Source organism: Paenibacillus sp. FSL L8-0502, from assembly GCF_038593055.1.
Classification (GTDB): Bacteria; Bacillota; Bacilli; order Paenibacillales; family Paenibacillaceae; genus Paenibacillus; species Paenibacillus polymyxa_D.
On the sequence record NZ_CP151958.1, the window covers coordinates 5,405,224 to 5,426,262 of the forward strand.

Consider the following 21,039-nt stretch of genomic DNA (forward strand, 5'->3'; position numbering starts at 1 on the left):
CCAGAATCAAGACTTGTTTATCTTTTATACATAGGTTACATCAATAGGAGGATAGAAGATGTTAACTTTGTCTGCTAAAGCATCAAAAAAGAGCCGGCCCATAAGAGGGTCGGCTCTTTTATTATTCTTGCATCTCTGAAGTTTCCACGATTAAAGGTACAACCTTGCCAGCATTTACATCAATCAGGCCGTGATCGGTAATTTTCAAGGCCGGGCTGACCGGCAAAGAATGCGTGCTCAGCGACATGATTGGATTGTAATGGCGGTAGCCCAGCGACAGCAAGGCTGAACGCAGCTCCTTCACATGCGCCGCAACCATTTCCAGCGGTCCTTCTGTTAAGATCCCGCCTACGGTTAAAGGCAAATGGGACAGCACCTTGCCATTTTCAACTACGCAAAAACCGCCTTGGCTGGCAAGAACCGTATTCGCAGCCAGTATCATATCTTGCTTGTTATGCCCTACGACCAGCAAGTTATGGTTATCGTGCGAATAGGTGGTTGCCACTGCCCCACGTTTAATCGTATCTCCTCCGATCAAACCGTAAGCACGGTTGCCATTCTTTCCATACCTCTCAAACGTAGCAATCAGTCCATGTTCACCATGTTCCCATACCAGTTCCCCCTGCTCTACTTGTGCAGGTGCAATCCGTTCACTTGTAAAAGTAGAGCCATCTTTGACCATCATAACACGGCATTGATGTGTGCCATCAGCTACATCCATCTTTACAGTAAAATCCTGCTCCGTGAGCGGATTGAGCTTCACACTTTGATAAAAGTGGGCGGGGAAGCGGCATTTTATTGGTGCTTGATGGTATTCCTCGAACTTATCGAATACCTTGAGTCCGTCCTTATAGACTTGCTCCACATCAAATTGACCAAGATCCGACAGCAGTACAAAGTCAGCTATTTTTCCCGGTGCAATGGTTCCGCGGTCATGCATACGCATCCGTGCAGCAGGAGTAAACGTAGCTGCATAAATGGCATCCTCAGGCTTCATGCCCATTCCGATTGCTTTACTTACAATATGGTTTAGATGCCCTCGCTCTACGAAAGAGTCTGGCATCACATCATCCGTTACAAAGCAAAAATGTTGTGCCACATCTTCCTGAATAAGATAGTCCATCACTTCAGGGGTCATGGATTTTTCCTGGATTTCAATAAACATCCCCGCAGCCATCCGCGCCTTCATACCTTCAATACTTTGGTGAGTATGGTCTGAGCCTATCCCCGCATAGATCAACTGATGCAGGTCCAGATCAAGCAACTGTGGCGTATGACCTTCAATGATCAGCTCCGGGTAGTGCTCACGAACATGGCGTAAGATGCGATTCGTTTTGCTCTCCGGATCACGAATGACATCCACATAGTTCATAATTTCACCCAGGCAGATCATTTCACCCGTTTGCAGCAGCGCATCAATTTCGGGAATACCGATCTCGCCTCCTGAGGTTTCGAGCGGCGTTGCCGGGACAGAGCTTGGGATGCCGTAGAACATATCAGCCACGCAATCCTTGCTGGCTTCCATCATTTCCTGGACGCCTTCCAATCCGAAAACATTCGCCATTTCGTGCGGTTCTGGTACAATCGTCGTTATCCCATTGCGAATCAGTCCATAGGAAAAGGTTGCCGGTGTCACCATTGTGCTTTCGATATGCAAATGGATGTCGATCAGGCCGGGAATCATATATTTCCCGTGCCCTTCGACAATTTCAGCAGCCTCGAAAGACTCCAGACCACGCTGACCGATATACATAAACTTGCCATCAAGTATAGCTACATTACCTTCTTCGAACGTCTTGTAGTAACTGTTATACACCTTAACTTGTAAAATCATTTTGTCTGCACGCATGATGTATCTCCTTCATCGAACCCGCTGATTATTGGACCAGCACCATTTTATCTGCCGGAAAATGCAGGGTAACCCGCTGACCACTCAGGTAGGGCGTATCCATTTCCTGATTAGCCGTAAAGTTGCCTTTCGCCGTTTCTACCACATACTGATAGCTACGCCCCAGGTAAGTACTTACCTTAATAATACCGGGGAGCTCATTTTCTCCTGTCTCGTTGCCTTCTGTTCGAATGACCAAATCATCCGGACGAATAGCGCCCTGACGAGCACCCAGCTGGGCCGTACCCTGATTACGCGCTACGCCGAATGAAAGATCACCTGTATTCAGTCGAATACGATCCCCTTCTTCAGTACGCTCGTCAAAGCTTAGAAAATTATTAAACCCAATAAAACGGGCGACAAATTCGGTCGTCGGATATTTAAAAATGGTCGATGGAGCATCTAATTGTTCGATGTTCCCCTTATTCATAATCGCAACCTGGTCAGAAATCGAAAAACATTCCTCCTGATCATGCGATACATACACGGTAGTGATGCCCAGTTCCTGTTGAATACGGCGGATTTCCACACGCATATTTACACGCAGGTTAGCATCCAAGTTACTCAGAGGTTCATCAAACAACAGCAGATCGGGTTCAATCACAAGCGCTCGCGCAATCGCAACACGTTGACGCTGTCCGCCTGATAATTCACCGGGGAAACGTTTTTCAAATCCCCCCAGGCTAACCGTTCCCAGCATCTTCATAACGCGGCGCTTTATATCATCTTCCTTTACTTTGCGTAACCGCAAACCAAAGGCAACATTATCAAAAACAGACAAATGCGGAAAGAGTGCATAACTTTGAAATACAAAGCCGAAGTTCCGTTTATTCACCGGAACCCGAGTATAATCCTTATCGCCAAACAAAAATGTTCCTTGTTTAGCTTCGAGAAATCCTGCAATGAGACGAAGTGTGGTCGTTTTGCCACAACCACTCGGTCCGAGCAACGAGAGCAATTGCCCCCGTTCAAGCTGCAAATCGAAATCCTGCAAGATCAGTTGGTTGTCATAAGCGACCGATACGCGATCCAGAGTAAGCAGTGCCATAAGGTTGAAGCCTCCATTACCTTTTAGTGAAGTAAGACAATCCCATCAGTCGTTCAATCAAGAACATCAGGATACCGGTTAAAATCATCAGCATAACCGAAATCGCCGCAATCGTCGGGTCAAAATAATTTTCGACGTAAGTCAGCATTTGAATGGGCAGGGTGCTGAATCCCGGTCCTGTCATAAAGACGGAAATGTCGACATTGTTGAATGATTCCAGAAAGGCAATCAGGATAGCCGCAATAATGCCTGAGCGGATGTTGGGCAGAACCACTTTGAAAAAGGTTTCCAGCCGTCCAGCCCCCAAACTAAGCGCTGCTTCCTCAATCGCAAAATCAAAGTTAGACAAACTGGATGCAATGACTCTAATAATGAACGGCAACATAATCACCGTATGTCCGATCAATAGTCCAGCATATACTGGTAAATGGTAAACTATGATCAAATAGCGCAGCAGTGTAAAACCAAGCACAATACCCGGTATGAGCAACGGAGAAAGGAACAAAGCATTCAGCGCATCCTTCCCACGAAACGAAAAACGACTAAGCGCATAGGCGGCAGGCATACCAATCAGCAGTGCCAAGATGTTGCCTAGCAGAGAGACCACAATGGACGTTTTGAACGTGGACATAAACAAATCCACTTCAAAAATATTTTCATACCAGCGCAAGGAAAAGCCCTGCGGAGGGAATTTTAATACCGTGCCCGGCTCGAAAGAAGTGACCGATATGATCAACAGCGGACCGAGCAGAAAGATGAAGACCAGCAGGCTAAAGAAGCCTAGTCCGTAATGTTTCTCCCGCATATCCACCTACCCCTTCGGATTGAGTTTATGGGCCGCCTTATTTAAGAGACCGACCACGATAAATGTAATAACAATCATAATTGTTGCAATAACAGAAGCTAAAAACCAGTCGTTTAGCGTCATCGCGTTCTGATACAAAAATGTAGCGATAACCCGCTGTTTTCCTCCAAGTAGTGCTGGTGTCGTATATGCAGTCAGGCTGCCCACGAAAACGAGAATGCTTCCAATGATCAGGCCAGGCACAGACAGCGGAAATACGATTTTACGAAATGCGCTGAATCTGGAGGCCCCGAGGCTCTGAGCAGCATGAACAAGATCACCGTCGATATTTTCGAGTACACCAATCAGTGAAATAATCATCAGCGGTAAAAACAAATGAACCAGACCAATAATCATCGCTGCCGGAGTATACAAAATATTCAGCGGCTCATCTACAAGTCCTAAACCGATGAGCACGTTATTTAACAGTCCCTTGCGACCCAGAATGACCATCCAGCTGAATGACCGCACCACCGGACTCGTCAACAAGGGGAAGATAGCCAGCGCTAACAAAATCCCTTTACGACGCGGGGCCTTTTGCGAAATATAATAAGCCGTCGGGAAGCCAAGTAATACGCACACGAGTGTCGTTACGACACTGACTTCCAGCGTAGTCAGCAATATTTTCAGAAAGTAAGGGTCCTTGAAGAAATGGAGATAGCCTTCTAGGGTGAATGAGCTGTTCTGTACGAAGGTCGAACCGATCGTCAACACAATCGGAATGACCATGAACACCGCCAGAAAGAGCAGACCTGGCAGCAGCAGCCAATACAAGTATGTTTTCTTCATGGGTAGCTCCTTGCGGTTATCAAAATGTTATTCCTTATTCAGCACCTGGATAAATAGCTCCAGAAAAGCTTCGCTGTCCACCTGTTCACATACATTCATATTGGGGCTATGATTGAGGCGGTTCTGCACATCGCCCACCGTTTGTCCGTCACATATACGACTGGAGGTTTCCACGTCGACATACAACGACGAGGTATCGACTAACCCCGAATTCAATGCGACACCCACGGCAAGCGGGTCATGAAGCGCACACGCCTTTACCCCGTTGCGTTCTTCATAACGCTTGGTATAAACGGCCGTGCTTTGAGCTACATAATTACGAATTCCAGGATGGGACAGACGAGCAATATGATCGGCAGTCAGCAGAGCCTTCCGTGTTACATCCAGTCCCACCTGTATCAACCGACCAAATCCCGCATGAAATACGATTCGTGCGGCTTCAGGGTCAGCATACATGTTGTACTCCGCTACAGGTGTAATATTGCCGCACCCGTGAATAACACCGCCCATAAAAATGACTTCATCGACGTGATCCGTCAGTTCGGGACACTTCAGCAGCGCCAGTGCCAGATTGGTGAGTGGCCCGGTGCAAATGAGCGTCACTTCCCCCGGGTGAGCCATCACGGTGTCAATAATGATATCCGATGCAAAACCTTCGGACGCAGACATGGCTGGGACTACTCCACTCAGTGCGCCTCCAATGCCGTCTTCTCCATGGACACGATGCTCGTGCAGGCCTTTACGTATTAAGGGGGCCTCCGCCCCCCGATAAACCGGAATATCCGGTCTATCCAAAAGGTCGAGGATTTTGCATGTGTTCAATGTTGCTTGTTTAAGTGAAACATTACCGCATACCGTAGTAATCGCTTGGATATCCAGCTGACCACTTTTGGCGGCTAGTAAAATACCCAACGCATCATCAATGCCCGTATCTACATCTAATATAACCTTCTTCATTATTGTGCAACTTCCCGGTTCCAGCGATCTGTCCATGCCTTGATATGATCGTTAACGAACTTCATATCCAGCTTGGTCAGCTTGTTCACTACCTCTGTACCGTACGTAATTCCCTCTGTATCCGCACCGGACAGTACCACCTGCGTATTCACCGGGGAATCAACCTTTGCCTTGGCAGACTTTTCTTGAACTTCCTTACTCAGCTGCCAGTTGATAAATTCCTCAGCCAGTTCCTTCTGGTCGGAGCCTTTCACTACATTAATTGTGTTCATTACTGCGTATGCACCTTCACTAGGAGCTACAAATTTCGCTCCTGGCACAGCCGCCTGCAAATCTTTGAAGTACATTTCCATGATTGGACCGCCGGCAATTTCTTGTTGACTAAACATGTTCACAAACTCAGATGTTTTGCTATAAAACTTAACGATATTCGGACTCAGCTCTTTCAGTTTTCCGAAGGCTTGGTCTTCATTAAACTCCTTACTACCCGCTACCTTGGAGGCTGCATCTACCATCATCGGTCCGGCAGTCGCCGTAATATTCGGCAAAGTCACGTTTCCTTTGAACTCAGTTCCCCACAGGTCAGCCCAAGAGGTCACATTCTTTTTCACCAGCTCCGGATTATAGGCAATACCGAGACGCCCGACCGTATAAGCAGGACCATACTCCTCACCCAGCGGTGCTTTGGCAATATCATAAATTTGGTTCAGGTTCGGCACCTTGCTGCGATCCAGCTTCTCAAACAATCCCTGTTGGATTCCTTGTTGAGCATAATAATCAGACAGATAAATCAGATCGACATCTGTGCTGCCTTGACTGATTTTGTTCAACCGTTCCGCATTATTTCCAATTTCGACCACGATGTCAACGTTATGTTCTTTTTCAAAAGGCTCGTACACTTCTTTGTTAAAAAAGTCCTCGGAAAAGCCCCATGTGGAAATAACTAGTTTCTTTTTCCCATCAGCTGAACCATCTTTTCCATCTGTCTGACCGCCAGTAGCATTACTGCCGCAACCTGCCAGTACCACGGATGCCAAGGTCACAGCCATAAACCCTTTAAACCATTTCTTCATATGAAACTCCCCCTATTTTTTTATTATGCACACCTTATGACACAAAAAAGAAAAGTACTCTTGTAAAACAAGAATACTTTTCTTCGTAAACAAAGAATAAGTTGATCCCGCTGCGCGTTATAACAGGTTCTCCCCTCAGATAGATCCGAAGCGAAAAGCCGAATATCCAATTTTATTAGGATTCCTTCAGAATGATGTTCGTAATAGCCCACTGCGTTGCTGAATCATAATCACGCAGTAAAGCATCTATATCGAGCTCCATATCCTCAATCAGCTTCTCGCGAAGTCTCTTCTTGTACAGCATGGACATTCGGAAATCCACTTCCAGCTTCAAGCCGGGGGCTTCCACTTCCAATGCTGCCGAGCGTGGAGAACGCCGGTGCTTCGCCACAAAGGTAACAATGTTGTTCTCAACGGTGGCCCGCAGCAGCGTGGTCCCGAAGCCGAACAGTTCCTTTGAAACTTCATTGTAAATCTGGCACATCCGCTTCTTGCTTTCGTTACTGTCGAGCAGCGTCATGAACCCACCCTCATCAGCATATTACGTACAATCAATCTTTCAACACGATAGATTATACATAAATATACGATAAATAGCAAACAAAAATCCCTAATCCAATCACATTCAATGCGAAAAAGCGAACAATATGTCGAACTTTGTAGCTTTTCAACATTTTTACACCTTTTTTAACTCATCTTCAAGCTTCCGAACGCTGCTATATTCGCCCACAGGGCAATTTAAAGTAGACTCCGGTAAATCTCTGGCCAAGGGTTTTATCGTCGTCATTCCAGAGGAAATTTTTTCCTTCTACTATATATGTAGTTTTTACTTAAATGCATTTAACCGTACCCCGCGGGAGTCCCCTAGCGATTGTACGGTTTTTTTATGTTATATAGCTGACTGGCCAGATGGGAACCCCTTCAAGAAAAAGCCGATAGAATCCACGAGGACACTACAAGAGTAGCCGGCCACAGCAGCATAAAGTTAGCTATGATATACGCCCTCTTAAAAGCATAACGATGATAAAAATACCAACAGCTCCATGATATGAATATTCCTATCGGGTAGCTCATTATGACATAGGCAAAAATATAATTGCTGAGATAATCTCCAGCTGTTGGTGCATCGAAAGAAAATGCGACCACCATCAGCATGGCCGGATAGGCAAATAGCGTTAAGCCATAAACGATATTCAATATAAGTAAAATGACAAATGCATTTTGATCTTTCATGATGTTCTCCTAACTATTGCAGTCCGCCTGTATCACCATTGTGCAGCCCGTTTGCGTCTCTCCTCACGCCGATCAGCTTCTTCCATTTTGCGAATATAACGTTTCAACTGCTCTTTATGCTCGTCCAATTCTTGTATTCGTACCGTGGTTCCTTGGAGAAACACCTCCATTTTACGTGTTAATTCAGCAGCTGATTCTCCCCGCCATTCATGCAGCCTACCATATATATTTTTCATCTGCTGCTCCTGATGCTGAAGTCTTTGCTTTAGCTGCTCGCATTGCTGAACAGCCCTACGCAGATCCCCCAGGCTCAAAGATATTCTGCTCATCTCTTTCGCCTCCCGTTGTGTTCTTCCAGCTGCTCTTTCTTATTGATCCACCATCGTAAATTCCTGGCCCTTACGATCTATATATTCTGCTATCTCCGTAATCGATTCCTGATACCAGCGATTAATCCGATCTAACGTTGCCGTTGCACTATGCGCAAGCGGGGTCAAAGACTGACTTTCACTTGTCCCGATATGAGCCTGAAATAACTGAATGGACGCACGGGTATCACTGGAAAATCCATGCAAGCTAGAACGCATCTGATTAGCCGCATGCTTTAGCTCCTCAGGTGTTAATTGAATTGTGCCTGCATTCTTGTTGCCCACAAAATATGCCCCACCATGGGTGCGACCATCTTGTTGTCCTGCTCCCATCAAATTCACACCCAGTGCAGTAGCAGCAAACTGCCCGAAGGCCCCCATTTGTCCCCCATAGCGTTCAACCAGATCGCCCATGACTTCCTTGAGCTCTGCTCGCGCGGCCAGCATTTGCTCGTATGCCTGCACCCGTGGATTGCCTTCCACCAATTGACCGTCCATCGTGTACAGTGGATTGCTGATATTGCCATTTTCATCAAACGTAAAGTTTCCCATGCTATGAGTGTTCTCTCCACCTAATACAGAATTATAGAATTTGGTGAATGCATCTTGCTGTATCATAGGCAATGTAATCGGAACATAAACAATAGGAGTCCATTTTGGGCCAAGAATTAGTCTTTCCAATTCGGTTTTTCTTTCCAAGGGAATTGAAACAGGAATAGTAAACTTGGCTACATTGGCAGTCTTATAATCACTCCCAATATGATACGTTTCCCCCACATGTTGGTTAGCCTTAGTGGCTCCCCCACCAACACTATCTCCGGGATGGGCAAAAGCCACATTAGTCTTCTTGAATTCTCCTGCTTTTACCCTCTTTTGAAGATCTTCAGGCAATAAATGTACAATACCCGGAGCAGCAAAACTCACGGATGATAAACCATTTTTCACTGCAATATATTCTGCTTCTGCACCGCCTAAAGAATGGCCTGTCGTAGAAATTTCAGCAGCGGGGTACTTCTTCTTCACTTCGTCATACAGTGTTTGGGCTTTTGTAAATTGATTATCCTGATACTGTGACTCATACTGATGAAATGAACTTTGTACCTGTGGGGGGAGCTTTTTTATCTCTTCTTGATTATTTATATAATAATCGTGAACTTGATTTAAATTTTTCGCTCGTCCGCCCACAACATCGCTAATGTCCGTTCCTATGTCCATCGCTCTACTCCATATTGGTCTTCCCCCTGGTTCAGTTCCCCTATATCCTATAATCACCTGATTGCTATTCTCATTGTGAAAAACGGTCGCATCAAATCCAGAACCGTTCGTGTCATGTAATAGTTTTTCGTCTAAATCAACAACCCTCCAACCAGGAATATCTTCATTTTTATAAGTCTTTGGATCAATATCCAATAGGTAAGCCTCATCTGCTATCTTCCAGTATGTTTTTTCACTAATATACTGCAATTATTACCCCACCTTGTCTAATCACCTAATATATTATAAAGTTAGAAAAAGTTGATACTTTCAAAAAAGGAGCATCTAAAAATTGAAAAGAAAAAAAATTTGGGTTACTGCTCTCATCTTATTCTTCATCCTAATAGGAGCTCTCTATTACATGCACTACGCATCAAATATAAAAAAAGAAGAAGCCGTTAGAACAGGTATACCTATTGGAAAAGAGTACATCAAAAAATACTATAGGGCTGATTTCATATTTAAGAGTTATGACTATGTAGGTAGCTATGTTAATAATACGGTTCATCTAATCGGCTATATAAAAGGACATGAAGATCAATCGATATCTATCGCTTACGATTTTGAAAAAAAAGAAGTGCTTAGTGTAACCGGACCGGATTGGTTCATTGACAGTCGATACCCTAAAAAGAATGTTCCACCATTTTAAATATCAAGATTTGTATGCAAAAAAAAAAAAACACATATGATTCATTCCAGTTCAAGAATATATTTTTCCAATCTAAGGAAGTGAAATCATTATAATACTTCCTGTTTACTTGCGGTATAGTTGAAAGTAAAAATAAGTATAAAGTCGTTGGTTACTGCATTTTGGGTCGCAGTTCATACCTAATAACGATTAGGACTTTGTAACTGTATGTTAGAAGAGATTTGCGTATATGAACACAATTTTTAAACGTTGTACCGAGCTAATCCTTTTATTAAATAAATGAGCTATCCTACTATTATTATAAAAAGCACTAATGTTATGAGTTTATAGTCAGGAGATACTAAGGAGAAGAATTCAACTTGAAGAAGAAAAAGGATTGGGGAAGCATCTTTATAGTAGTTTCAATCCTCGTTGGAATCTTTTGTTACATGCAATATACGGAGGATGTACAAAAAGAAGAGTACGTCCAATCTGGCATACCTATTGGAAAAGAATACATTAGAAAACATTATAATGCCGAGTTTATATACAAAAATTACGACTTTATTGGCGGCTATGTTAACTCTACCGTTTATCTTCGTGGCTATATAAAAGGACATGACGGTCAGATAATCTCACTAAATTACGACTATAAGAAAAAAAAGGTACTCTACGTAACTGGACCGGATTGGTTCATCGACAGTAGGAATCCTAATAAAATTGTTCCGCCATTCTAAAATCAAGTCTGTATTCAAATGCCCTCTAACAGATGACTTTTTCCTAAATATGAAGAAGTAATATCATTAAAATACTTCCTGTTACTGAGAGATATTTGCAACAAAAATAAGAACCACGTCATTGTTCACTGCATTCTGGTTGTAGTTCACATTAAATTATAAATAGCATGTTAGGGGAATGTTGCGTAAATGAACACAATCCTTAAATGTTGCACAGTTCTCATCATAATATTAACCATTCTGGGCGGTTGTGGTTTTTCTACCGCTCAAGAGGAAGAGGTAGTGGAGTCTGCTACTACTGTCAGTATCAAATATATTAAAACTCACTATAATACGGATTTCGTATTAAAAAATTACAATATTGAAGAAAACAGTGTCTTTGCAAGAGTACATCTTTACGGCTATATAAAAGGAAACGATACAGACTTAATTAGGATATCCTATGACTTGGACTCAAAAGAAATCGTCAATGTTACGGGACCGGATTGGTTTATTAATAGTAAGGTTATAGATAAGAATGCACCTTATTCCTAAGAAAGCTTATAGCATATTTAGCTCAATTTTAAGGAGAATACTTCAACTTGAAAAAGAAACAACTATGGCTTTTTGTCTTTATATCACTTGTCATTCTGGTAGGAGTTTTCTTTTACATGCAGTACGCATCGAATGCCAAAAAGAAGAAATCGTTCGGACAGGCATACCTATTGGAAAAGAGTACATTAAGGAATACTATAGGGCAGATTTCATATTTAAGAGTTATGACTATATAGGTAGCTATGTTAATAACACGATTTATCTAATCGGCTATATAAAAGGACATGAAGGTCACTCGATATCCATTGCTTACGATTTTGAAAAAAAAGAAGTCCTAGATGTATTAGGACCTGCTTGGTTCATCGACAGTAGGAATCCTAAAAAGAAGTAGAATATTGAACCATGATTGCAGAAAAGGCCCCTTAGGGGCCTCTTCCAGTCGTCGTTAGTCATATTTAGCGCTCTTCACCTTTGGTGCTATGCTTAGTTACATGAATAAAAGGATATTCGCCTTTGCTTATTTTACGTTTCCATTCTTGAATCATATCTTCCTGGGTTGGCGGTTTCTCGTTTACGATTGCTCCTGTAGTTACTTTAGCCATTGGTTTACCCTCTCTTGTTGATTTTAGTTATTGCGTCTTTATCTTTTCTCCAGTCATTTTGATGTTACCATCCATTTCTACCAAACTCGTTTTACATTTTAAACCGATAGCATCCTTCGCGGTGACCTGTATTGTGTTACCCGCATTGAACACCAGGTTCCCGTCTGCTTTTACACGGATATCCTTTTTGCTTCGTAGTTCAATTCCATGGTCATCCAGCAGTCGAATCACCACTTCATCGTTGTTCCCCGTGATTAAAATTTCATTTTTCTCAAAAATAATAGCTTTGCGGTACTTGGTCATAAAGATCTTCGTCGACGGGTCCTTAATAAAGTCACCGCCTTTGGATCTCTTTCTGATCGAGTGGGTCACAATAGCGTCTTTTTCTTTAGAGGTCGGAAAGTAGATATCTACAAAATCAAACAGCTCCGGCATGCAGTACCATCCCGTATTCCCTTCCGATGTATAAAATGTAGCCGTTGGAAAAGCGAAGGTTTCCTTGACGTTAGGCTTGACCTTATCCATTTCATAAAAGAAAACCTTCACATGATCCTGCTCGATTCCAATGACCTTGGATTTCAATGACATGCCCCGAATGTCCTCATTTACAATCAAATCCTGTTTCATTCCATCCGCTGTAGTCAGCACATATTCATGCCACAAAGCACTATGTCGTATAAACGCAACAGACTGCAGGACGTATAAAGCTTTCCCTTTAAATTTAACCTCCGCCCCAATTTGCAGCAGGACATCTCTAGCCCCTGTTGTTTGCACTTTATAATATAGAAGGTTGTCATCCTTGCTGGCTCCTGGTTTGGTTTTTCTCGTCATCGAGTAGTTATACTGTTTGAGCTCACCTTGATTGACGCCATCCGGCAATCCAAAATAAAACTGAGGTTTTTCACCAATCGGATCAGGTATTAGTCCCCAACCAAGCCGAGACGCTATACGTTTTAGAAACGACCAGTCCGTTTCGTCGTATTGCATCGTAAATTCCTGTAAAAGCTGATCTTTTAAGCGGCTCGTACAATTGGCTTTGGGATAGGATTTGAGTACATGTTCAAGTAATGCCTGCACCTTCATCTTCACATTTTGAAAGGATTGTCTATGAAGCACTTCATCCAGCTGGCTTGTATAGGAGAGGGCCTCGACGACCAAATAAGCTACATTGGACACCAACTTGATTCTGAACTGCGTGACTAATCCCCTAAATAATACACTCTGCTTTTGATCATCATTCACATAAGAAACGACTAACTTCGCCCCTGCTTCCATATGATCTGTGTACTCTTCCATTTGGGCACCCGTTAACACACCTGTCAAAAAGACTTTCACATGCTCATTCATTTTCTGTACAACTTTAACTTTTGGATTTTTAAGAGATAAAACCGTTCCATTATACTTGATGATTGGATATCCCATGTTACCGCTCCCTTTTGTCGGTTAGTTTACGTTTATCCGTTGTTTGCTTACGTATTGAATGACATCGTTAATAGTTTGATTATGTCCCTTATCGTTAAGGGTCTCATCTAATGCAGGAATTGTGGTAAAAGTTTTATTTTTTTTCTGAAAATAAATGTCCGCTATAGGGAATGGTTTTGCACCATCTGGTCCAGACCCCGTTTCATAATAAGCGATAATGATAACGTCTTTTAATCCATCCTTATTTAGATCCTTGAAGGCCACCGCTTCTATGCCTTCATCAGCATACCACCATTCATTCCCATATAAATCAGGAAATGAATATACAACTCGTTCTCGGTCATCTAATAGAAAAAAGAAGCTTTTAGGAATTTCATCTTTTTTTGTTTTAGTCGATACAAACCGTACTTTCCCAAAGCCCTCAAGAGTAGTTTGAAAAGACTGCTCCTCGTTAATGGTATACTTATCTGTGTTTAGTTTTTTGATATTACTATTTACGTTGTTACGCGTTATAGAACTTTGCATCGGTTTAGTTAAGGTTGCAGTCTCTTGAGGAATAGCTGAATATAATCCCATAGCCTTAAGCCCATTTAAAAAGCTGGATATAACAATTATGAAGATAAACACTCTATACATGCACTTGCCCCCTTGAGCTCTTCATTTAAACATATATATTAACTATTCTTATACAAGTCAGTATTTGATTTTAGCTTTTTTGTGTAATCATCTACTTTTGCTGGTCCGTTATATCCACGTACAAAGCGTCTTAAATCATTTGTTTGTAAAGAACTAAGTAGATTTTTAGAGTTTTTTATATATCTGGAGAACCCTTTTATCTGCTCTTCATGCCCAGAACTGAATGCCAGAAACATATCTTTAGCAGAACTGTATCCCGCCATTTTATAATTAGAGCCCAATATTTGCCCCAATCCCATACTTATAGAAGCATAAGCTTTTTTTTCATTCTGAGTGATGGCAAAATTCAGAGTAGCATATTCACTGCTCTGATTAGTGTGCACTTCTTTCCACTTCATTTCAACACTTTCTCGATATCTATGCTCCTTCCAATGTTTTTTTGGTTTATCTAAAAATGTAAACAATGAAGTTGGATGCTCTACAAAATGATGCACTTCAAATCTTATTACTAACTTGCCATTTCTAAAACCTGAGCCTCCTGATTCAACAAGAATAACGGCTCCAAGTAAGTTAGGATCGACGTTTAACTCTGCTCCTAGTTTTTTAATAACGTCACCATACTTCTTTTTGAATTCAGCAACAGATCCAAAACTGCTTTTATCACCTTTTCCTGTTTCAATCCCGTCCGTTTTTGGCGTATTTGGAGGTTTAACTTCTTCTTTCTTCTTAGTATCATCAGATGGTGGTGATGCTTTAGTACTCATATCAATCAGACCTAGCTTCTCGCGTATAGCTCGTCCCGCCTTCTCGGCAGCCAGCTTTTCCCTGATATCTCCACTTGCCTCCGCAGTCATCCAACGAACGGTTTCTTTTTGCATTTGCTCTTGAGCCCACTTGGGGAATGTGGCCATTTCGCGTAATTTGCTTCGAAGTCCTTCTGCCAGTTTTTGCGCTTTACGCATACCTACCTCGTCACCATTGACTTGAGCAATATACCAATCTTCTTTGTATTTACGCATCCAGGTCTGGGCCCAGTCTGGGTAGCTTAGTTTTTGTTTTTTCTGTTCTGCTGCAAGATCAAATGCCTGTGCTTTCCTGTGTGCATTAGCAGTTGTTAAAGCTCTCAACATAGGGGTTGCACCAAACGTTGGCTCTTTCCATTTCATATGTCTTCTCCTTTGTTAGAAATGCTAGAAGAATCGTATCTCCGACATACAGGTATCGTGATATTTAGTTCCTCGCTCTACGGCCTCAATCGTTATTTTCACGAAAGAGGTATGAATGGGGTTATCAAGAAATTCGTTTCTTATAAAATCATTATCTATCACCCTGGTCTGCCCGTTTGAAAACTCCAGTTTCATTCGTTTAACTCTATTATTTGCTTGGAAGGCTTTGGATGACTTGGCTAAACCATTAAAAAGTTCAAACCCCTTCAGTTCTTGCATAGAGCCGAAATCAATTTTGATCCACTCCCCGATCCCGTCTCCTTTAACTCCTTCACACCAGGCTGTACTCGCATCTCCGTCCATGATGTTTTGGGCAGCATAGGAATTTCCTGCTTGGTCTGGAAGTGTAGAAGAGGCAATGATTTTCCGTGCCGGGATACTTTTTCGATATTTCATTAAATCCGTTGTTGTTTGTATCCATTGTGTAGGGGACACGTTATAGCCTATCCTGTGAAATAGATTGGAGTATTTTATAGGCAAACCTGTTTGGATGTTTCGTTGTTGCATTTCACCCTTCGAATTCACATAAGCAACCCTGTGGTTATCTAAAGTTAAAACAGGGTTCTCAGAGAATTCTGCCAACATCCTCTTCTTTCCGTCATCTAAATTCAACATGTACCACTTTTCGTCATCATAGGAACGGTAAACTATCTTATTATTATAAAGCCACTGATAAACCTGCATTGCCTTGGTCACTGTGATTCGTTGAACCTCTTTATTCGCCATCAGATCAAAAATATATAGAGTACCATTATCTTCAATACATAATTTTGAACTATTAGGAGAAAACACACTATATCCAATAGATTCTTCCGAACCAGTATAGTTGGAAATAGATAGTTTTTGAGTGACTCGTCCCTGAATATTGTATTGAAAAAAATCTCCATTATTGGTGTACACACATTTACTTAAATCCGGTGATATTACGACGTATTCCCTATCAGGTATATTAAATTCATACAACTTTTTATATGTGGATAAGTCATAAATAAAAATGGCACTGTAATCTATCATATGTGTATATCTGCTCAGTGCTATAGTCTTGCCGTCACTAGAAAATCGCATTATTTCCAGCTCACTTCTAGGGAAATCCTCTTTCTCACTTGCGTACAACCGATCAATAATATCAGTTGTATCAATAAACGTATTGCCTGTAGGATCATCCATATCAACGAGATAGTCCACAGGCATGTTTTCATTTTCCGCTTCAAAGAGCAACCAATTTACAGCCCTTTTTGTTGGAGGAGGTTTCTTGGACTGAGAGACAGAAGCATAAGTTTCATTCCGCTCCTGTCCTACTTTTTGCCCCTCATTCGATTGTATACACCCGCATAGCATGGAAAAGATCATGACCAATAACGTAATTTTACTTATCCATACTGCAGTTTTTTTCCGTTTTCTACTGTTCATCACAATAACTTCAGCTCACCTATACATGTATTTGGGAAGTCCGCGCCTTTTTTCACTTCCAGGATGGTAATCTTAACGAAAGAAGTCCGTATAGGTTCATCAAATTTGAAACGTGCCCCACTGCCCTCAAACACTTCAGATTGCCCATTCGAAAAATCAAGTTTCATTTTTTTGATTTTACTTACGTCTAAATACTTATTATTAACCCACATGAAGTTATCGGTTATATCTATACCTCTCATCTCTTGAGTTGAACCCAAATCTATAGTTACCGTTTCCCCTACTCCGCCCCCCTTGGTTCCTTCACACCAAGAGGTTGAATAATTTCCATCCGTTAAATTGTCCACATTAAAAGAACGAATACCCTGATCAGGTAGCGTAGAAGAGGCAGTAATTCTTTTCACTTTAACCTTGTTGCTATACTTCATATAATTGGTTTTTGCTTCGATCCACTGTATTGGAGCCGTGCGTATTCCTTGGTTTTTAGTAAAAGAGGATATATCCTCCTTTCTTCCATCGCTCAGATGAACCAGATACATTTTTGATGCTTCGTATTCTGCGGACAGCGCCAATTTTTGATCAGGGGATAGTATAAATGGTGCCGTACTTTTAGTTATCCACCTTTTTTCTCCGCTCTCTATATCAAATGAATAGACATCTTTTGTGTAATTGTCGTCCTCTTCAGAAATTGTATAAATTAATTTATCTTCTTGATCCCATTGCAAAAGCGAAACCATAGACCCTGTAAGTAAACGTTTTACTCCACTAATACCGGACAGATTCAGCATAATGATGCCTGGTTGGTCATTTTCCTCAAAACAGAATCTAGTGCCATCTGGAGAAAATAATCCTGAACTAATGATACCTAAATCTATTTTACGTTTCCCAATGTCTATTTTTGTCGTTTTCCTCTTTACTGCATCATATAAATACACTTGCCCATTCAACTCATAAAGATATTTACTTAAATCAGGAGAGACTACAGGGTAAGACGTTGAAGGCAGTTCAAACTCGGACTCTTTTTTTCCTGAGTTCAGATCATATACCTCAAGAATGTGTTTTTCGCCCCCTTCTTCCACATCAGAGATTGTCCTTACGATCGCCATTCGACTTCCATCATTTGATACTCTACTGACAGTTACTTGGGAGCCGCGATATTTTATTCGCTCTTCTTTAGTTTGCATCGCATCTACCAAGTCATCGATTCGTATATAGGTCTTCCCTGTAGGATCATCTAAATTGGTCAAAAATTGAGTCGGATATGGGTCTTCTTCTCCATTTAAAAGCCACCGTGCTTCTTTTTCAGTAACATTTCTATTATCTTGTGTGACCCTGTGTGATGATATTTCTTGGGGGTGAGGAGACGAGAAAGCTTCCTCTCCTTTAAACCCACTACATGCCGATATAATGGCTACAAAAGTAACAATCAATATGATTTTTATAAAATTCACTTTCTTACCACTCCCTCTTCCGTTCTCAATAAAGCCTACCTAGCTAAACGGGGCAGCACTATTTTCTCCTGAGAATACCTTGGAATCAAATATTATTATGATGTTTTAAGCTACTACTTATTTTCTTATTTTCTTATTTTCTTATTTTCTTATTTTCTTATTTGTTAATTATTGAGCCATCATCTTGTATAATACGTCTAATTGCGATAACGTTTGAATATATAAGACCATAACCTTTTCCCCAATTTGTGTTTAATTTATCTATTGTTACATTATGAGATGGCTTGAGGTCCTTTTTCATTTCAGCAAGAGTTTGTGCATTACCATGCTCGTGAATGAACTTTCCATCTCCCACATATATTCCTACATGATCTACTTTGAATTTGGTTTTCCCCCCACTCCCCCAATCAAATAAGATTAAATCACCTAACTTCAAATTTTTATAATCCCCACTGGATCGTAAAGCTTTGTAGTCAACCTCTGTTCCCCGATGGATTTGATCGCTTGTAGTACCGCCTATACGCACATTTAATATGGTAAAGTACACCGAGGAACTAAAATCAGAACAGTCCATATAAATAGGTGGATTGTTGGGGTCCAGCTTCATCGTTGTAATTTTAGTATCCATACAGTAAGGAATCTTGCCTAAAAACTTCTTAGCGAATTCTACAATTGCTTTCCTTTTTTCCTCGGCAGAACTGTTGGATGGAGTAGGCTTTGGTTCTTCCTTCGCTGGCTTTTCAGGAGTAGTCGGCGGCTTCTTGCCCGGTTCCGTTTTCGTTGTTGTTGTTGCTGGAACTGTTGGCGTTGCAGTCTTATTAACCTTAGGCCATGGAAGAATGCCATTGGCTACTTGATGCAGGTACACTGCGAGCACATCACGACCATATCCCTTATTTTCCAGGCCGTATTTTTTCGCAAAATCATGCAAAGCGGCGTTGAACTCCTTATCCCAATCGCCTGTAGTTGGTAGCTTGTACGAGAAGCTGTCTGGATACTTCTTGGCAAGCTTGTTCAAATTCTCTCTGGCAAGCAGGCTGTTTACGCCATACTTACTCCGCAGATCGGCCGCTTCCTTGGCTAGAGCCTTTTGATCAGCTATGGTCAGCTTATGGGCCGCATCTGCGTATTGTCCGGACAGCTCCTCCAGCCGATTCGCATCCAGATAGGATTTGGCTGAATGACCACGAATCAGCTCGTTGATTAGCACGTTGTCACGCAGTTGGTTGGCGAGAAGATGCATCTGCTTTTGCTTGGCCTTGTCGTTGGCTCCATGCGCTTCCCACCACTGGGACGTGTATTCATGCATTTGCGCTCTGGCCCAGGCAGGCATACGATCTATTTCTGCCACCTGCTGACGCAATTGTTTGGCCTTGGATGCTGCTTCCTTGGCCCCTTTTTTGTCCCCGGCTGCCACGGCTTTGTAGTAGTCCGTTTTAAATTGAAGCAGCAAATTCTGCACCCATTGCGGATACCCTTTTCCCTTCAATTCTTGAATCAGGGATTTATAAGCTTTCAGTTCGGCATCAGGCACCTGATTTTTCATGAACTTACTAGCCTTGATATGAAGTGCTCCATCGGTTCGGATATAGCTAGTTTTGCACGTCAGAGATATTTCGCGAGTAGCGGTCATCTGTACCTTTTTGCCATGCAGCACTAGGTCTGTATCGGCGTGAAAGGTGAGATCGTGATGGCTGTACACATGAATACCAGATGCAGGGTTTAAGCGTACCAGTATCTTGTCTTTCTGGGTGGAGAGGGCTAATTCCTTATCATCGAATCTCGCCACTTTTTGTGTTTTGGTATGAAATAGCTTTCTTGACGGTTGACTGATTTCATCTCCTTTGTAGTCTCTCTTACACAGGGATTGAACTACACGAGCCTCCTTTTCTTTGTTAGATGGAAAATACAAATGGACATGATCCCCCAGCTCAGGCATGCAATGCCAACCGATCCCATCTCCGGTATACATAGTGGGGTAAGAAAACCAGCACCCTTCAACTTTGGACTGCATGGAATCCACGGACAGATGAAGTTTAACGGATTCGTTTTCACTATTTAAATCAATAACTTTCCCTTCAATAGAGGTACCTTTAATAAACTGATTATGTATGACCTCCCTCGGAATACCCTCTTCAGGAACGAGAACATAGTCATATGTCATAATACCTTGCTTCATCCCTGCATGAATTTGATCAATAACCCAATGCTTTCGTCGAAACACGACGACATCTCCAAGTTCAAAACGCTTCGTATCCTCCACTTCAGCATATGTATACCGAGGGCCTGACTTTGTTTTTTGGAGGGAAAAGTTAATGCTGCGCAGTTCACCTTTCACCTGTTCTTTTGAGGCACCTAGCCATAGTCTCGGGAACACGGACGTAATCTCGGCAATCAGCCCAGTGTGCAAATGAGAAGCCATTCTTTTCAGAAACTCCCAGTCACTCTCCCCATACTGAATAGTAAAGCCATCTAACTTTTGATTGCTGTCCGTCAGGTCAATAAAATCCCCATGTGGATAGGCATCTATGAGTTCGCGGAATAGTTGATAATATGTCAATTTGCCGTTTTGAAACGAACGGTTTTTCCTTTGTTGATCCATCAGATATGTAAAAGAGGCAGCCTCGATGTACATGTGATATACGCCATTTTTGAATGCAATTCTAATATTGGTGACGATTCCTTTAAAGATGCTAACTGTCCCTCGGTCTTCATCCATCTCATATACCTCTAGCACATCCTCATCATGTGCTAAACCGTCATACTTCGCATGGTCCTCATCCGGTATGAGAGCAGTAATGTACACCTTGCCGTGCTCATTTATCTTCTGTGTCAATTCAAAATCAAGCAGCCTGATAATCTCATACGGTGCATTTACTTTAATATTTCCATAAGTCAGCACAGTTCCTGCCAGTCCCATCTTACTCCCCCCGGTTGCT

The 21,039-nt window shown here is 42.1% G+C and carries 21 protein-coding genes; 4 read left to right on the plus strand and 17 right to left on the minus strand.

The genetic code is table 11. The features are described from left to right. Window positions 1–121: 121 nt before the first annotated feature. From NSQ57_RS23645 to NSQ57_RS23690, 10 genes are all read right to left on the minus strand, one after another. A complete protein-coding gene (locus tag NSQ57_RS23645) occupies window positions 122–1,849 on the minus strand; it encodes an adenine deaminase C-terminal domain-containing protein (RefSeq protein WP_029518626.1) in 1,728 nt (575 codons plus the stop codon). A 28-nt stretch (window positions 1,850–1,877) separates the two neighbouring features. Further along, on the minus strand, window positions 1,878–2,936 hold the full coding sequence (locus NSQ57_RS23650; protein WP_209947717.1) for an ABC transporter ATP-binding protein: 1,059 nt from the start codon (window positions 2,934–2,936) through the stop codon (window positions 1,878–1,880). A gap of 16 nt (window positions 2,937–2,952) precedes the next feature. Next, the gene (locus tag NSQ57_RS23655; protein WP_013312456.1) at window positions 2,953–3,741 is read right to left on the minus strand and encodes an ABC transporter permease; all 789 of its coding nucleotides are present in this window, start codon (window positions 3,739–3,741) and stop codon (window positions 2,953–2,955) included. A 6-nt stretch (window positions 3,742–3,747) separates the two neighbouring features. Beyond that, the gene (locus tag NSQ57_RS23660) at window positions 3,748–4,569 is read right to left on the minus strand and encodes an ABC transporter permease (RefSeq protein ID WP_013312457.1); all 822 of its coding nucleotides are present in this window, start codon (window positions 4,567–4,569) and stop codon (window positions 3,748–3,750) included. A gap of 27 nt (window positions 4,570–4,596) precedes the next feature. Continuing rightward, a complete protein-coding gene (locus NSQ57_RS23665; RefSeq protein WP_069012571.1) occupies window positions 4,597–5,526 on the minus strand; it encodes a nucleoside hydrolase in 930 nt (309 codons plus the stop codon). Further along, window positions 5,526–6,599, minus strand: a complete 1,074-nt coding sequence (locus tag NSQ57_RS23670) for an ABC transporter substrate-binding protein (RefSeq protein WP_029518630.1) — start codon at window positions 6,597–6,599, stop codon at window positions 5,526–5,528. The genes NSQ57_RS23665 and NSQ57_RS23670 overlap by 1 nt, the downstream gene beginning before the upstream one ends. A 175-nt stretch (window positions 6,600–6,774) precedes the next feature. Next, window positions 6,775–7,119 (minus strand): hypothetical protein, encoded by a 345-nt coding sequence (locus NSQ57_RS23675; protein ID WP_029518631.1) that lies wholly within the window; start codon window positions 7,117–7,119, stop codon window positions 6,775–6,777. Window positions 7,120–7,520: 401 nt separating this feature from the next. Further along, window positions 7,521–7,832 (minus strand): hypothetical protein, encoded by a 312-nt coding sequence (locus NSQ57_RS23680; protein ID WP_342425388.1) that lies wholly within the window; start codon window positions 7,830–7,832, stop codon window positions 7,521–7,523. A 32-nt stretch (window positions 7,833–7,864) separates the two neighbouring features. Continuing rightward, the gene (locus NSQ57_RS23685) at window positions 7,865–8,161 is read right to left on the minus strand and encodes a WXG100 family type VII secretion target (protein WP_039271722.1); all 297 of its coding nucleotides are present in this window, start codon (window positions 8,159–8,161) and stop codon (window positions 7,865–7,867) included. A gap of 39 nt (window positions 8,162–8,200) precedes the next feature. Beyond that, entirely contained in the window at window positions 8,201–9,664 is a 1,464-nt protein-coding gene (locus NSQ57_RS23690; protein WP_165145954.1) for a hypothetical protein, read from the minus strand. A gap of 82 nt (window positions 9,665–9,746) precedes the next feature. Between NSQ57_RS23690 and NSQ57_RS23695 the strand changes: the two genes are divergently transcribed. The 4 genes from NSQ57_RS23695 (at window position 9,747) to NSQ57_RS23710 (ending at window position 11,744) form a co-directional block, all read left to right on the plus strand. After that, window positions 9,747–10,103 carry a hypothetical protein gene (locus tag NSQ57_RS23695; RefSeq protein WP_029518634.1) on the plus strand — a complete coding sequence of 119 codons (357 nt, stop codon included), beginning with the start codon at window positions 9,747–9,749 and terminating at the stop codon, window positions 10,101–10,103. Between the two features lie 359 nt (window positions 10,104–10,462). Next, window positions 10,463–10,819, plus strand: coding sequence for a hypothetical protein (locus NSQ57_RS23700; protein ID WP_208332577.1), 357 nt, complete (start codon window positions 10,463–10,465; stop codon window positions 10,817–10,819). A 189-nt stretch (window positions 10,820–11,008) separates the two neighbouring features. Further along, window positions 11,009–11,353: a hypothetical protein gene (locus tag NSQ57_RS23705; RefSeq protein WP_029518635.1), complete on the plus strand. Its 345-nt coding sequence runs from the start codon at window positions 11,009–11,011 to the stop codon at window positions 11,351–11,353. Continuing rightward, complete coding sequence (locus NSQ57_RS23710; protein ID WP_239645242.1) at window positions 11,337–11,744, plus strand: hypothetical protein; 408 nt, start codon at window positions 11,337–11,339, stop codon at window positions 11,742–11,744. The genes NSQ57_RS23705 and NSQ57_RS23710 overlap by 17 nt, the downstream gene beginning before the upstream one ends. 64 nt (window positions 11,745–11,808) lie before the next feature. Here the strand turns inward: NSQ57_RS23710 and NSQ57_RS23715 are convergent, their stop codons facing one another. From NSQ57_RS23715 to NSQ57_RS23745, 7 genes are all read right to left on the minus strand, one after another. Next, the gene (locus tag NSQ57_RS23715) at window positions 11,809–11,955 is read right to left on the minus strand and encodes a hypothetical protein (protein ID WP_023990839.1); all 147 of its coding nucleotides are present in this window, start codon (window positions 11,953–11,955) and stop codon (window positions 11,809–11,811) included. Between the two features lie 27 nt (window positions 11,956–11,982). Next, window positions 11,983–13,377, minus strand: a complete 1,395-nt coding sequence (locus NSQ57_RS23720) for a contractile injection system protein, VgrG/Pvc8 family (protein ID WP_340933561.1) — start codon at window positions 13,375–13,377, stop codon at window positions 11,983–11,985. Between the two features lie 21 nt (window positions 13,378–13,398). After that, a complete protein-coding gene (locus NSQ57_RS23725; RefSeq protein ID WP_342425389.1) occupies window positions 13,399–14,013 on the minus strand; it encodes a hypothetical protein in 615 nt (204 codons plus the stop codon). 38 nt (window positions 14,014–14,051) lie between these two features. Then, window positions 14,052–15,179 (minus strand): N-acetylmuramidase domain-containing protein, encoded by a 1,128-nt coding sequence (locus NSQ57_RS23730; RefSeq protein WP_342425390.1) that lies wholly within the window; start codon window positions 15,177–15,179, stop codon window positions 14,052–14,054. Between the two features lie 24 nt (window positions 15,180–15,203). Beyond that, window positions 15,204–16,649 carry a discoidin domain-containing protein gene (locus tag NSQ57_RS23735; RefSeq protein WP_340957254.1) on the minus strand — a complete coding sequence of 482 codons (1,446 nt, stop codon included), beginning with the start codon at window positions 16,647–16,649 and terminating at the stop codon, window positions 15,204–15,206. Beyond that, complete coding sequence (locus tag NSQ57_RS23740; protein WP_069010974.1) at window positions 16,649–18,100, minus strand: discoidin domain-containing protein; 1,452 nt, start codon at window positions 18,098–18,100, stop codon at window positions 16,649–16,651. Before NSQ57_RS23740 ends, NSQ57_RS23735 begins: the two co-directional genes overlap by 1 nt. Window positions 18,101–18,257: 157 nt before the next feature. Further along, window positions 18,258–21,020: an NlpC/P60 family protein gene (locus NSQ57_RS23745; RefSeq protein WP_342425391.1), complete on the minus strand. Its 2,763-nt coding sequence runs from the start codon at window positions 21,018–21,020 to the stop codon at window positions 18,258–18,260. Window positions 21,021–21,039 lie beyond the last annotated feature (19 nt).

Bases quoted from the DNA above. Each gene is read 5' to 3' on its own strand.
- NSQ57_RS23645 (WP_029518626.1), bottom strand. From the start codon at position 1,849: ATGCGTGCAGACAAAATGATTTTACAAGTTAAGGTGTATAACAGTTAC.
- NSQ57_RS23650 (WP_209947717.1), bottom strand. From the start codon at position 2,936: ATGGCACTGCTTACTCTGGATCGCGTATCGGTCGCTTATGACAACCAA.
- NSQ57_RS23655 (WP_013312456.1), bottom strand. From the start codon at position 3,741: ATGCGGGAGAAACATTACGGACTAGGCTTCTTTAGCCTGCTGGTCTTC.
- NSQ57_RS23660 (WP_013312457.1), bottom strand. From the start codon at position 4,569: ATGAAGAAAACATACTTGTATTGGCTGCTGCTGCCAGGTCTGCTCTTT.
- NSQ57_RS23665 (WP_069012571.1), bottom strand. From the start codon at position 5,526: ATGAAGAAGGTTATATTAGATGTAGATACGGGCATTGATGATGCGTTG.
- NSQ57_RS23670 (WP_029518630.1), bottom strand. From the start codon at position 6,599: ATGAAGAAATGGTTTAAAGGGTTTATGGCTGTGACCTTGGCATCCGTG.
- NSQ57_RS23675 (WP_029518631.1), bottom strand. From the start codon at position 7,119: ATGACGCTGCTCGACAGTAACGAAAGCAAGAAGCGGATGTGCCAGATT.
- NSQ57_RS23680 (WP_342425388.1), bottom strand. From the start codon at position 7,832: ATGAAAGATCAAAATGCATTTGTCATTTTACTTATATTGAATATCGTT.
- NSQ57_RS23685 (WP_039271722.1), bottom strand. From the start codon at position 8,161: ATGAGCAGAATATCTTTGAGCCTGGGGGATCTGCGTAGGGCTGTTCAG.
- NSQ57_RS23705 (WP_029518635.1), top strand. From the start codon at position 11,009: ATGAACACAATCCTTAAATGTTGCACAGTTCTCATCATAATATTAACC.
- NSQ57_RS23710 (WP_239645242.1), top strand. From the start codon at position 11,337: ATGCACCTTATTCCTAAGAAAGCTTATAGCATATTTAGCTCAATTTTA.
- NSQ57_RS23715 (WP_023990839.1), bottom strand. From the start codon at position 11,955: ATGGCTAAAGTAACTACAGGAGCAATCGTAAACGAGAAACCGCCAACC.
- NSQ57_RS23720 (WP_340933561.1), bottom strand. From the start codon at position 13,377: ATGGGATATCCAATCATCAAGTATAATGGAACGGTTTTATCTCTTAAA.
- NSQ57_RS23725 (WP_342425389.1), bottom strand. From the start codon at position 14,013: ATGTATAGAGTGTTTATCTTCATAATTGTTATATCCAGCTTTTTAAAT.
- NSQ57_RS23730 (WP_342425390.1), bottom strand. From the start codon at position 15,179: ATGAAATGGAAAGAGCCAACGTTTGGTGCAACCCCTATGTTGAGAGCT.
- NSQ57_RS23735 (WP_340957254.1), bottom strand. From the start codon at position 16,649: ATGAACAGTAGAAAACGGAAAAAAACTGCAGTATGGATAAGTAAAATT.
- NSQ57_RS23745 (WP_342425391.1), bottom strand. From the start codon at position 21,020: ATGGGACTGGCAGGAACTGTGCTGACTTATGGAAATATTAAAGTAAAT.